Here is a 13,163-nt window from a genome sequence, read left to right on the forward strand (position 1 = left end):
CGGCAGGCCGCAGGGGCCTGCCCGAGGGGAGGAACGGGTCATGAGGGTCAGCGTCCTGGGGCTCGGCTACGTGGGCTGCGTGTCGGCCGCCTGCCTGGCCAGCCTCGGTCACGAGGTCATCGGGGTGGACGTCAACCAGGTGAAGGTCGACCTGGTCAACGACGGCAAGGCTCCGGTGGTCGAGGAGCGGATCGGCGAGCTCGTCGCCGAGGTCGTGCGGACCGGGGCGTTGCGCGCCACCGCCGACGTCCGCGAGGCGATCACGGGCAGCGAGGTGTCGCTGGTCTGCGTGGGCACGCCCTCGGAGCCCAACGGCAGCCTGTGCACCACGTACCTGGAGCGGGTCACCGAGCAGATCGGTGCCGCGGTGGCCGAGCGGGGCGGGCGGCAGACCGTCGTGTTCCGCAGCACCATGCTCCCGGGCACCTGCCTGAACCTGCTGGTGCCGATCCTGGAGAAGTACGCCGGCGGCACGGCCGGAGTGGACTTCGGGGTCGCGGTCAACCCGGAGTTCCTGCGCGAGGGCACGAGCGTGCGGGACTTCTTCGACCCGCCGAAGACCGTCATCGGCGAGCTGGACCGGGCGAGCGGCGACGTGGTCGCGGCGCTGTACGACGGACTGCCCGGCGAGGTGTTCCGGGTGCCCGTCCCGACCGCCGAGGCGATCAAGTACGCGGACAACGCCTTCCACGGCCTCAAGATCGGCTTCGCGAACGAGCTGGGCGCGGTGTGCCGGGCGCTCGGGGTGGACTCGCACCAGGTGATCGACGTGTTCCTGGCCGACCGCAAGCTGAACATCAGCCCCGCCTACCTGCGGCCCGGCTTCGCCTTCGGCGGCTCCTGCCTGCCCAAGGACCTGCGCAGCCTGGTCCACGCGGCGCAGCGGGCCGACGTCTCGGTGCCGATCCTCTCCCACGTGCTGCCCTCCAATTCCGCGCATCTGCAGCGCGCGGTGGACCTCGTCGAGCACACCGGCAAGCGCCGGGTGGGCCTGTTCGGCCTGTCCTTCAAGCCCGGCACCGACGACCTGCGCGAGAGCCCGCTCGTCGAGCTCGCGGAGCGGCTCTTCGGCAAGGGCTACGACCTGCGGATCTACGACCCCAACGTGAACCTGTCCCGGCTGCTCGGCGCGAACCGCGAGTACATCGAGACCCGGCTGCCACACCTCGCGCAGCTGCTCGCGGAGTCCGTGGGCGAGGTGCTGGAACACGCCGAGGTGTGCCTGGTCGGGACCAGCGATCCGGCCGTGCTGTCGGCGCTGCCCAAGGGCGACGGCCCGGTGATCGTCGACCTCATCCGCCTTCCCGACGCCGAGGCGCGCCGGGCCGAACCGGGGTACGTGGGCCTTGCTTGGTGACACATCGTTCGGTGACCCGGTCGGCGGCAGGCCGGCCCGTCGCGCGCTCGTCCTGGTGGAGAACCTGTCGGTGCCCTTCGACCGGCGGGTGTGGCAGGAGTGCACGACGCTGCGCGACGCGGGCTGGGAGGTGCACGTCATCTGCCCGCAGGGGAGCAAGCGGGACACCGAGGCGGAAGCGGAGGTCGACGGGGTGCGGATCCACCGCTACCCCTTGCGCGCGGCCACCGGAGGACCGGCCGGCTACCTGCGGGAGTACGGATCGGCGCTGTGGCACACCGCCCGGCTGGCCCGCAGGGTCGGCCCGGTGGACGTGGTCCACGCCTGCAACCCGCCCGACCTGCTCTTCCTGCCCGCCCTGCTGATGAAGCGGCGCGGCGCCCGGTTCGTCTTCGACCAGCACGACCTGGTGCCCGAGCTGTACCTCTCCCGGTTCGACCGCGGAAAGGACCTGCTCTACCGCGCCGTGTGCGCGCTGGAACGTTTCACCTACCGGGCCGCGGACGTCGTGCTCGCCACCAACGAGAGCTACCGGGACGTCGCGCTGCGCCGCGGCGGCCGGCGGCCCGAGGACGTCTTCGTGGTGCGCAGCGCACCCGACACCGACCGGTTCCGACCGGTGCCGCCCGAGCCGGAGTTGAAGCGCGGCAAGCCCCATCTGCTGTGCTACCTGGGCGTCATGGGCCCGCAGGACGGCGTCGACTACGCCTTGCGGGCGCTCGCGAAGCTGCGCGACGAGCTCGGACGGACCGACTGGCACGCGGTGTTCGTCGGCGGCGGCGACACCTTCGACGCGATGGTGGAGCTGTCCCGGCGGCTCGGACTCTCCGAGCAGGTGCAGTTCACCGGGCGCGTCCCGGACGCCGATCTGGTGCGCTACCTGTCCACCGCCGACGTGTGCCTCTCCCCCGACCCGTGCAATCCGCTCAACGACGTGTCGACGATGAACAAGGTCCTGGAGTACATGGTGATGGGCCGCCCGATCGTCTCCTTCGACCTCCGGGAGGCACGGGTCTCCGCCGGTGACGCCGCCGTCTACGCGTCCACCGACGACGAGACGGAGTTCGCCCGGCTCATCGCGCAGCTGCTGGACGACCCGGAGCGGCGGGCCCTGATGGGCAAGATCGGCCAGGAGCGGATCAACGGGCCGCTCTCCTGGCGCAACTCCCAGCGCTCGCTGCTCGCCGCCTACGCCGCCGCCTGCGCCGGCCGCGCTCCGGTGTCGGCGGGCCGGGCGGGCCGGGCGGGGAGAAGGCCGCGCCGTTGAACGACGACACCATTCGCCTGGTCACGGTCGGTCGGATCCTGCGCCGGCGATGGCGGCTGCTCGCCGTCCTCGCCGTGGTGGGTGCGCTCGTCGGCTACGGCGCCTCCTTCCTGTTCCCGCCGCGCTACACGACCTCGGCCTCGGTCCTGCTGCCGGGGGCGTGGCAGGAGCGCGAGCTGATGACCCAGGCGGAGATCGCGACCAGTTCGGTGGTGGTCGACCGGGCGGCCGCCGCGCTCGGCTGGGCCGGGGTCAGCGGCACCGACCTGCAGGACCGGGTGAGCGCCACGGTCGCCGACGGGAACATCGTCAAGATCTCCGGTACGGCCGACACTCCGGAGCGCGCCCAGCAGCTCTCCGACCAGGTGGTCCAGCAGTTCGTCTCCTTCACCGCGCGGATGACGGGCGACGGCACCGACTCCGGGGCGACGCAGCCCGAGGCGCTGCGGCAGCTGGTGGCGCAGGCCGGCCGGCGCATCACCGAGCTGGCCGACGCGACCGATCCGGGGCAGACCGTGGAGAGCGTGCAGACCCGCACCGAACTCGCGAAGCTGCGTACCGCGCTGCAGGACGCCGTCAAGAAGCTGGACCAGGTCGACCCCGCTGCCGCCAAGGCCACCATGGTGGTCATGGGTCCGGCGGCCCGACCGACCGGCGAGGCGCCGCCGACGCCCGTCCAGCTCGCCCTCGCCGGGGCGCTGCTGTCCGTCCTGCTCGCGGTCATCGGCCATCTCACCGCCGCGCGGGTGAGTCGCCGGCTGCGCGCCGGGCCGGAGATCGCCGCGGCGCTGGGCTCGGTGCTCCTCGGCACCGTCGACGTCCCCGGCGGCCCGCCCGAGCTCCGGCCGCGGGGCCGCGGCCCGCGCGCCCTGATCCGCCGGATGCTGGACCTCGACACCCGGTGGGACGTACCGGCCCCGCAGGTCTCCGGCGACGAGGCCGACCGGCAGACCCGCTTCCGGCGGGTGTGCGCCCGGCTCCGGGACCGGGTGCCGGCCGCCCGGCGGCTGCTGGTCGTCGTCCCGGACGGCGACGGGACCGCCCTGCGGGCCGCGGGGCAGCTCGTCGCCGAGGCGGGGAGCGGTCCGCTGCTGCGGGTGGTGGAGGTCCCGGTGTCCCGGCCGCTGGTGCCGGACCAGGACGAGGACTCCGGTGCCGTGGTCGTGCTCAGCGCGGGCAGCTGGACCGCGGGGGAGCTCGCCGGGATCGCCGGGGCGTGCGCGGACGCCGGGCACGAGGTGGTCGGCGTCGTCCTCGCCGGCCCGGTCCGGGCCCGCCCGGCACGCTCCGGCGACCGCCCCCCGGAGGTCGCCGAGCCGGCGCTCGCGGTCGGCAACGGCACGGGGAGAGGTTCGACGTGATGACGAGTACGACCTCGGAGCCGTCGGCCGCCGCACCACTGCTGGACCTCCAGGCGCTGGTGGTCGCGGTGCGCAGGCGGCGCCGCCTCTGGTCCTCCCTGGCGCTGATCGGGCTGCTGCTCGGCGCGGTGGTGGCGGTCCTGCTGCCGGCACCGCCGAGCGCGGTGGCCAAGCTGCTGGTCGCGCACCAGGCGGACCAGCCGAATGACTCCGGAACGCTGATCCGCACCGACGTCGCCCTGCTGCAGACCACCGGGATCGCCGGCAAGGCGCTGCAGTCCCTCGGGTCCCCGGAGAAGCCGGAGGACTTCATGAAGGAGTACGGGGGCATCGGCTTGACCAACAACCTGCTGCAGATCACCGCGACGGGCCGCAGCGACGCGGAGGCGGTGGCCCGGGCCAAGGCGCTGGCCGACGCGTTCGTCGCGGAGCACGTGCGGCGGATCCAGGAGACCGCGGACGCCGAGGCCAAGGCCCTGCTCGACCAGCGCGACCGGCTGAAGGACGAACTCGCCCAGGTCGACAAGGCGATCGCGGACGCATCGCCGCAGAACGGGCCGAAGGCCTCGGCGAACCTGGAGTCGCTCTACGCCAACCGGGCCGAACTCACCTCGCGCATCAGCGACTTCAGCCGACGCGCCGCGGAGGCGCGGGTCGGCACGCCCCGGCTCGTCGCCGGCACCCAGATCGTGGACACCCCGCGCGCGGAGCGGCAGTCCCTGCCCAGGGCCGCCGCCACCGACGCCGCCATCGGGCTCGTCCTCGGGCTCGTCCTCGGGCTCGCGGTGGCCGCGGTCGGTGCGGTCGTGGCGGACCGCCCGGTGCTGCGCCGGGAGATCGCGGCGAACCTCGGCGCCTCGGTCGTCGCCGAACTGCCCCGCCTGCCCCGGCGGACGGGCAGGCCCTGGCAGCGCCGGCGGACCCGGGCGCCCCGGACGCGGCTCACCGCGACCCTCGCCCGCGCCGTGCGCGGCTCCGCGGAACCGGTGTCGCTGCTGGAACTGGGCTGCGCGCGCAGCACCGTCGAGATCGCCATGGACTTCGCCCGGGCACTGGCGCAGGAGGAGGGGCCGGTGGTGGTCGTCGACGGCCTGCCGGGCCCGCAGCTCGCCAAGCGCCGCCCCGAGCCCGGGGACCCGACCGTGGTCGGCGGCGAGCGCGCCGAGACCGTGCCGGACCAGGAGCGCCGGCTCGGCGTCGGCTCGGTGGCACCCGGCACGGCCTGGACCGACCTGCGGTACTTGGGCACCCGGACGGTGCTCGTCGTACGGGCCGGGCACGGCAGCGCCGCCTGGCTGCACACCGTGGCGCGGCAGCTCGCGGACCAGCGCATCCCGGTGATCGGGGTGGTGCTGATCGACCCCGATCCGCGCGACCGGACCGACGGCACGCTGTGGGACGGGCTGCACACCGCCCTGCGCGGCCGCAGCGAGCGGCCGACCCGGCCGAACGGGACGGCCCGGCGGCGTACGGAGCGACTACCGATGTGGACCGCACGGGTCCCCGACAGCGACCAGGAGGCGAGGTAGGACATGTGCGGCATCGCGGGCACGTACCGATGGCCGGACGGGAAGGCCGTGACCGACCTGCTCACCGAGACCCTCGCCCACCGCGGTCCGGACGGGGCGGGCCGCTACAGCCACCCGGTCGGTGACGGCGAAGTGCACCTCGGGCACCGGCGGCTGTCCATCATCGACCTGACCGAGACCGGCGCCCAGCCGATGGTCTCGAACGGCCTCGTCCTGACGTACAACGGCGAGCTGTACAACGCGCCCGAGCTGCGGGCCGAACTGGCGGCCGCCGGGGTGCGCTTCCGCGGCACCTCCGACACCGAGGTGCTGCTGGAGGCCTGGCGGCGCTGGGGCACGGACTGCCTGCCCCGGCTGCGCGGCATGTTCGCGTTCGGGATCTTCGACGAGCGCACCGGCGAACTGGTGCTCGCCCGCGACCAGCTCGGCATCAAGCCGCTCTTCCTGCTCCGGCGCGGCGAGGGCCTGGTGTTCGCCTCCGAGCTCAAGGCGCTCGCCGCCGCCACCGGCGGCTCGCTGCAGGTGGACCACGCGGCGCTGGTGGCCTCACTGCTCTACTACTGGGTGCCCGACTCGCGGTGCGCGTTCCGCGAGGCGGAGAAGCTGCCGCCGGGGAGCTGGTTGCGGTGCCGGCCCGACGGCCGGGTGGAGCGCGGCCGGTTCTGGCACCTGCGGGACGTCGCCGCCGAGGGCCGGGAGCGGGCCCGGGCCGGCGAGCTGCCGGACATCGCCGCCATCGTCGAGGAGTCGACCCGGCGTCACCTGCTCTCCGACGTCCCCGTGGCGACCTTCCTCTCCGGCGGGCTGGACTCCAGCTACCTGACCGCGCTCGCGGCCCGCGACCGGCCCGGGATCTCCGCCTACACGATCGGCTTCCGCGCCGAGGACGCCAGGTTCGAGGCGATGCCTGACGACCTGCGCCACGCCCGGCAGGTGGCCGAGCGGTACGGCGTCGACCTGCACGAGATCGAGATCGCCCCGGACGTGCTCGACCTGCTGCCGAGGATGACGTACCACCTGGACGAGCCGATCGGCGACCCGGCCGCGATCAACACCTTCCTGATCTGCTCCGCCGCCCGGGAGGCCGGGGTCAAGGTGATGCTCTCCGGGATGGGCGCCGACGAGCTGTTCGCCGGGTACCGCAAGCACCTGGCCAACCTGATCGCGCTGCGCTACCAGCGCGTCCCGCGACCGCTGCGGCGCGGCCTGTCCGCGGCCGTGGACCGGCTGCCGGTGGCCACCTCCAGCCGGGGCCTGCGCTCGGTGCGGTTCGCCAAGCGCTTCCTCTCCTTCGCCGACCTGCCGGAGGAGACGGCCTTCCGGCGCAGCTACACCCTGTACGACCGCTCCGAGCTGCTCGACCTCGTCGACCCGGACCTGGCCCCGGCCGTCGAGGACGTACTGACCGAGCACGCGGACGTCTACGCGGACAACGACCTCGACGACTTCGTCAACCGCATGTGCCTGGGCGACGCCCGGATGTTCCTGCCGGGCCTGAACCTCGCGTACACCGACCGCTCGAGCATGGCCGCCTCCACCGAGGTGCGGGTGCCGTACGTGGACGTCGAGGTGGTCAAGGCCGCGTTCACCGTCCCCGGCGAGCGCAAGATCGTCGGGCGCCAGGGCAAGGCCGTCCTCAAGGAGGCGGCCACCTCGATCCTGCCCCGGGAGATCGTGTACCGGCCCAAGGGCCTGTTCAGCGCCCCGCTGCGGGCCTGGATGAGCCGGGACCTGGCCCCGCTGGTGCGCGAGGTGATCAACGACGGCGAGCTGGTGCGCTCCGGGTTCCTGCGCCGCGAGGCGCTGGCGCGGCTCGTCGCCGAGGACGCCGCCGGGCAGCAGGACTTCTCCAAGCACCTGTGGCACGTGCTGACCCTCGAGTACTGGTACCGCGGCGCGACCACGGCGTAGCGGCCACTTCCCGGCATTGAAGCAACCGGCATAGAAACAAGGGGACTTCCGGTGAAACAGGTTGTGCAGAACTACAAGAGCGGCGAACTGTCGGTGCTCGACGTGCCGGTGCCGGGGTGCAAGCCGGGCGGGGTGCTGGTGCGCACCGTCTTCTCGCTGATCTCCACCGGGACGGAGATGATGAAGGTCTCCGAGGCCGGGATGTCGATGGTGGGCAAGGCCCGCTCCCGTCCGGACCAGGTGGCCAAGGTCATGCAGAGCGTGGCCACCAACGGGCTGCCCGCCACCTACCGCAAGGTGATGGGCAAGCTGGACTCCTACACGCCGCTGGGCTACTCGCTGTGCGGGGTCGTCGAGCAGGTCGGCGCCGGGATCGACGACGTGAAGGTCGGCGACCTGGTGGCCTGCGCCGGGAACGAGCACGCGCTGCACGCCGAGATCAACTGGGTGCCGAAGAACCTCTACACCCCGGTGCCGGACGGCCTCGCGCCCCGGCACGCCTCCTTCGGCACCGTCGGCTCGATCGCCCTGCAGGGCGTGCGCCAGGGCGAACCGCAGCTGGGCGAGGTGGCGCTGGTCATCGGCCTCGGGCTGATCGGGCAGCTGGTGGTGCAGTTGCTGACCGCCGCGGGCGTGCGCGTCGTCGGAGCCGACCCCGACCCCTCGCGCTGCGAACTGGCCGAGCGCCTGGGCGCGGCGGCCTGTGGCGACCCGGGGTCCGCTGCCGTGGAGAACGCCGTCGCGGAGCTGACCGACGGCCACGGCGTGGACCAGGTGTACCTGGCGGCCGGCGGCGGCAGCAACCAGCCCGTGGAGCTGGCCGCCCACCTCGCCCGGGACCGGGGCCGGGTCGTCGACATCGGCAAGTGCCGCCTGGACCTGCCGTGGAACGCGTACTACGAGAAGGAGCTGGACGTCCGCTTCTCCCGCTCCTACGGCCCCGGGCGCTACGACCCCGGGTACGAGCTGGAGGGCCGCGACTACCCGATCGGGTACGTGCGCTGGACGGAGCGCCGCAACCTGGCGTGCTTCCTCGACCTGATGGCCCGCGGCCGGGTGAACGTCGACCCGCTGATCTCCCACGTCGCCGACTTCGAGGACGCCGTGGAGACGTACCGGCGCCTGAAGGACGGCGAGTTGAAGGCCGTCACGGCGCTGTTCCGCTACGCCCCGGCGGAGGAGGAGGCCAGGACCGGGGCCCCGACGGTGGCGGTGCCGGCCGTCAAGCGCCCCGCCGGGCAGGCCGGCGCGGCCCGGCCGTCCAAGTCCCCGGTGCGGCTGGCGTTCGTCGGCGCGGGCAACTACGCGAGCTCCATGCTGCTGCCCCACCTGGCCCGGCGCGAGGGCGTCTCGCTGTCCACCGTCGTCACCACCACGGCCCTGTCCGCGGCCAACGCCCAGCGCAAGTTCGGCTTCGCCCTGGCGACCACCGACCTCGACGCCGTCCTCGGCGACTCCTCGATCGACGCGGTCTTCGTGGTCACCCGACACAGCTCCCACGCCGACCTGACCCGCAAGGCGCTGCTCGCCGGCAAGACGGTCTTCGTGGAGAAGCCCCTCGCCCTGACCGGGGACGAACTCGCCTCCGTGCTCGCCACGGTGGAGGAGTCCGGCAACGACCGCCTCCAGGTGGGCTTCAACCGCCGCTTCGCACCGCTGCTGCGCGACGCCAAGGCCCGCCTCGGCGCCCGGACCGGCCCGGCCAACCTGCGCTACCTGGTCAACGCGGGCCGCCTCCAGCACGGCAGCTGGTACCTCCGGCAGGGCACCGAGGGCTCGCGGTTCGAGGGCGAGGGCGGGCACTTCATCGACACGGCGAGCTGGCTGCTCGGCGCGGACCCGGTCTCGGTGTACGCCGTCGCCCCGTCCGGCAACGAGGACCTGCAGATCGTGCTGCGCTACCCGGACGGCTCCACCGCCACCATCAGCTACGTCACCTCCGGCGCGCCCGCCTTCCCCAAGGAGACGCTGGACCTCCTCGCCGACGGCAAGGTGCTCACGCTGGACGACTTCGTCCGCGCCTCGGTGTTCTTCAGCAGCACCGGGCGCAAGCGGTGGGTCAGCTCGCGGCTGCCCAGGGCCCGCGACAAGGGCCAGTCCAACGAACTGGCCTGCTTCATCAAGGCCGTGCGCACCGGCGGGCCGATGCCGGTGCCGCTGGAGTCGCTGGTCGCCACCACGGCGGCCACCCTCGCGGTCCGGGCCAGCCTGGCCGACGGCGCGCCGGTGACCCTGGCGAGGTCGCTGTGACCATGAGCGCGGGCTGGTACCTGCGGCGCCTGTCCGCGATGGGGCCGCAGGAGGTCGCCGGCCGGCTGGGCGACACGCTCCGCAGGCGGCGGTGGCGCACCGGGACGCCGGCGGCGGGCCCGGCCGTGAACGGCGCCCGGTTCACCGCCGTGCTGCCCGCCGGGACGATCGCCGCGGTGCCCGCCGACGCCGCCAAGCGCCTGGTCGCCGAGGCGGACCGGCTGATGGACGGCCGCGCCGAGTTCTTCGGCGTGGAGCGCGAGGACCTGGTCGACCCGGACTGGTGGCTCGACCCGAAGACCGGGCGCCGGGCCACGGCCGGTTACGCCTTCGACGTGCCGTACCGGGACGAGGACACCGTCGGCGACATCAAGCAGATCTGGGAGCCCTCCCGGCACCAGTACCTGACGGTGCTCGCCGCCGCGTACGCGATCACCGGCAACGAGCGCTACGCCGAGCGCGTGGCCGACCACCTGCGCTCCTGGTGGAAGGTCAACCCGCCGCTGGAGGGCGTGCACTGGGTCAGCGGCATCGAGCTGGGCATCCGCCTGCTGTCCTGGGTGTGGATCCGCCGGCTGCTCGACGGCTGGTCCGGCGCGGCCGCGCTGTTCGAGGGCAACCCGGTGGCGCTGGACCGGATCTGGCACCACCAGCGCTGGCTGGCCGCCTTCCCCAGCCGGGGGTCCTCGGCGAACAACCACGTCATCGCCGAGGCCGCCGGGCAGTTCACCGCGGCCTGCGCCTTCGACTGGTTCCCCGAGTCGGAGCGCTGGCGGTCCGGCGCGCTGCGGTCGCTGGAGCGGCACCTGCGCGGCAACACCTTCCCCTCGGGCCTCAACCGCGAGCTGGCCACCGAGTACCACGGCCTCGTCCTGGAGCTCGGCCTGGCCGCGCTGGCCGAGGCCGATGCCGCCGCGGTGCCCGTCCCCGCGACCGTCCGGCTGGTGCTGCTGCGGATGACCGACGCGCTCGCGGCCGTCGTGGACAACCGGCTGCGCCCGCCGCGCCAGGGGGACGCCGACGACGGACACGGTCTGGTCGTGGACGGCGCGGGCACCGACCGCTGGGCCTCGCTGCTGGCCACCGGGGAGGCCGTGTTCGGACGGCTCGCCTGGTGGCCGGAGGTGACCGGCACCGCGGTGCGCACCCCGCTGCTGGCCGCGCTCGTCCGGCCGTACGCAACGAACGTGACCCGCCCGGCGAGCCGGCCGGTGCACCTTCCCGACGCGGGGATGACCATCCTGCGCGGCGGCGACGGCGGCGACGAGATCTGGTGCCGCTGCGACGGCGGTCCGCACGGGTTCCTGTCCATCGCCGCGCACGCCCACGCGGACGCGCTGTCCGTGGAGGTCCGGCACGACGGGGTCGACGTGCTCGCCGACCCGGGCACGTTCTGCTACCACGGGCAGCCCGAGTGGCGGCGGTACTTCCGCTCCACCCTCGGCCACAACACCCTGCAGCTGGACGGCGCCGACCAGTCCGCCTCCGGCGGCCCGTTCCTGTGGACCCGGCACGCCCGCAGCCGGGTCCTGGTCGCGGACACCTCCGACCCGGCGGTGTCCCGCTGGTGCGCCGAGCACGACGGCTACCGGCCCGCCGTCCACCGCCGCCGGGTCGAACTGGCGCACACCGAGCGGGAGTTGCGGATCCTCGACGAGGTGAACGGCGCGGGCGGGGCGGTCCGTCTGGCGTTCCACCTCGGCCCGGCGATCACCGCGGAGCTGACGGGGAACCGGGCCCTGCTCACCTGGACCGGGGACGGCGAGCAGCGCTCCGCCGTGCTCGACCTGCCCGGTCAGCTGACCTGGCGGGCGCACCGCGGCGAGAGCGAACCGCCGCTGGGCTGGTACTCCCCCGGCTTCGGCCGCAAGGAACCCGCCACCACACTGGTCGGCACCAGCACCGGCACCGCCGACGGCCCGCGGGGATTCACCACCCTCCTCAGGTTCAACGGCGAGGGGTGAGGGTGGGGATCAGGAAGCGGCTCCGGGGGGCGGCGACGCTGGCGCTGGCGCTGGCGGCGACCGGCTGCACGAGCGGGTCGGACGACGCCTCGCCGGAGCCCACGGCCACGCCCTCCCGGCAGGCGGCCGTGGCCCGGGTGTGCGCCCGTCCCGAGGCCGGACCCGCGACCGCGCCGGCCGGCGCGGTCACCGTCGACCCGGCGGTGGTCGGCGACCTGGCCGCGAAGACCGACAGCAGCCCCCCGCACACCACGTTCTGGCTGCAACCGGGGACGCACCGGCTCCAACCGGAGCGCTACGCCCAGGTCATGGCCAAGGAGGGGGACACCTACCTCGGCGCGCCGGGCGCGGTGCTCGACGGCGGCAGGACCAACAACTACGCGTTCAGCGGCACCGCTCCCGGCGTCACCATCCGCCACCTGACCGTCCAGGGCTTCGTCGCACCGCACGACGAGGGCGTGGTCAACCACGACATGGCCGACGGGTGGGTGATCGAGCACGCCACGATCCAGGACAACTCCGGCGCCGGGCTGATGGGCGGCGCCCGCCAGCAGGTCCGCGCCAGCTGCCTGCGCCGCAACGGGCAGTACGGGATGAACGCCTACAAGACCGGCGACTCCATCAAGGGCCTGGTGGTCGAGGGCAACGAGATCACGGGCAACAACACCGACGACTGGGAGCGGCAACAGCCGGGCTGCGGCTGCACCGGAGGCATCAAGTTCTGGGCCGTCGACGGCGCCGACATCCGCGGCAACTGGGTGCACGACAACCGCGGAACCGGGCTGTGGGCGGACACCGACAACAACGACTTCCGCATCGAGGACAACCTCATCGAGGCCAACGACGGTGCCGCGCTGATGTACGAGACCAGCTACAACGCGGTCGTCCGGAACAACACGATCCGGCGCAACAACTGGGTCGAGGGCCGCAAGCACGCTGCCCGCGGCGACGACTTCCCGTACGCGACGGTCTACGTCTCCGAGGCCGGCGGCGAACCGCGGGTGCCGGCCCGCACCGACAAGATCGAGATCTACCGGAACGTGCTGGAGGACAACTGGTCCGGGATCACCCTGTGGGAGAACGCCGACCGGTTCTGCAACAGCCCGGCCAACACCTCGGCCGGCTACTGCACGCTGCTGGTGAAGGACACCGGGCGCTGCGCGCAGCCGGCGATCGCCACCGCGCCCCTCTACGCCGACTGCCGGTGGAAGACCCAGCAGGTGGACATCCACGACAACCGCTTCCTCCTCGACCCGACCGTCGTCGACTGCACGACGGAGTGCGGCCGCATGGCGGTGCTCTCCAACTACGGCACCTATCCGGACTGGTCGCCGTACAAGGGCAAGCGGGTGGCCCAGGCGATCACCCTCGAACAGCACAACCGCTGGCACGACAACGTCTACCGCGGACCGTGGAGCTTCGTCGCCGACGACCCGGGCCGCGCCCTCGACTCCGGCCAGTGGCAGGGCGCACCGTACCGGCAGGACGCCGGCAGCACCTTCGCCCCGCGGGCGGGTGGTTGAG

At 73.6% G+C, this 13,163-nt stretch carries 8 protein-coding genes; all 8 read left to right on the forward strand.

The window, feature by feature from the left end; all coding sequences use genetic code 11:
* Positions 1-40: 40 nt before the first annotated feature.
* From ACZ3TI_RS26505 to ACZ3TI_RS26540, 8 genes are read left to right on the forward strand one after another with little or no spacing between them, the layout of a single operon-like run.
* Positions 41-1,357 (forward strand): nucleotide sugar dehydrogenase, encoded by a 1,317-nt coding sequence (locus ACZ3TI_RS26505; RefSeq protein ID WP_465730310.1) that lies wholly within the window; start codon positions 41-43, stop codon positions 1,355-1,357.
* On the forward strand, positions 1,347-2,624 hold the full coding sequence (locus ACZ3TI_RS26510) for a glycosyltransferase family 4 protein (protein WP_465730312.1): 1,278 nt from the start codon (positions 1,347-1,349) through the stop codon (positions 2,622-2,624). The genes ACZ3TI_RS26505 and ACZ3TI_RS26510 overlap by 11 nt, the downstream gene beginning before the upstream one ends.
* Positions 2,621-3,985: a Wzz/FepE/Etk N-terminal domain-containing protein gene (locus tag ACZ3TI_RS26515; protein ID WP_465730314.1), complete on the forward strand. Its 1,365-nt coding sequence runs from the start codon at positions 2,621-2,623 to the stop codon at positions 3,983-3,985. Before ACZ3TI_RS26510 ends, ACZ3TI_RS26515 begins: the two co-directional genes overlap by 4 nt.
* Positions 3,982-5,514, forward strand: a complete 1,533-nt coding sequence (locus ACZ3TI_RS26520) for a Wzz/FepE/Etk N-terminal domain-containing protein (protein WP_465730316.1) — start codon at positions 3,982-3,984, stop codon at positions 5,512-5,514. Before ACZ3TI_RS26515 ends, ACZ3TI_RS26520 begins: the two co-directional genes overlap by 4 nt.
* 3 nt (positions 5,515-5,517) lie before the next feature.
* Positions 5,518-7,425: an asparagine synthase (glutamine-hydrolyzing) gene (asnB, locus tag ACZ3TI_RS26525; protein ID WP_465730318.1), complete on the forward strand. Its 1,908-nt coding sequence runs from the start codon at positions 5,518-5,520 to the stop codon at positions 7,423-7,425.
* Between the two features lie 51 nt (positions 7,426-7,476).
* Positions 7,477-9,675, forward strand: coding sequence for a bi-domain-containing oxidoreductase (locus ACZ3TI_RS26530; protein ID WP_465730320.1), 2,199 nt, complete (start codon positions 7,477-7,479; stop codon positions 9,673-9,675).
* On the forward strand, positions 9,672-11,639 hold the full coding sequence (locus tag ACZ3TI_RS26535) for a heparinase II/III family protein (RefSeq protein WP_465730322.1): 1,968 nt from the start codon (positions 9,672-9,674) through the stop codon (positions 11,637-11,639). Before ACZ3TI_RS26530 ends, ACZ3TI_RS26535 begins: the two co-directional genes overlap by 4 nt.
* An 8-nt stretch (positions 11,640-11,647) precedes the next feature.
* Positions 11,648-13,162 carry a right-handed parallel beta-helix repeat-containing protein gene (locus ACZ3TI_RS26540; RefSeq protein ID WP_465730516.1) on the forward strand — a complete coding sequence of 505 codons (1,515 nt, stop codon included), beginning with the start codon at positions 11,648-11,650 and terminating at the stop codon, positions 13,160-13,162.
* Position 13,163: the final 1 nt, after the last annotated feature.

This window comes from Kitasatospora sp. NPDC023120 (assembly GCF_055560835.1).

Coding starts and splice junctions, on each gene's coding strand:
- ACZ3TI_RS26505 (WP_465730310.1), top strand. CDS start 41: ATGAGGGTCAGCGTCCTGGGGCTCGGCTACGTGGGCTGCGTGTCGGCC.
- asnB (WP_465730318.1), top strand. CDS start 5,518: ATGTGCGGCATCGCGGGCACGTACCGATGGCCGGACGGGAAGGCCGTG.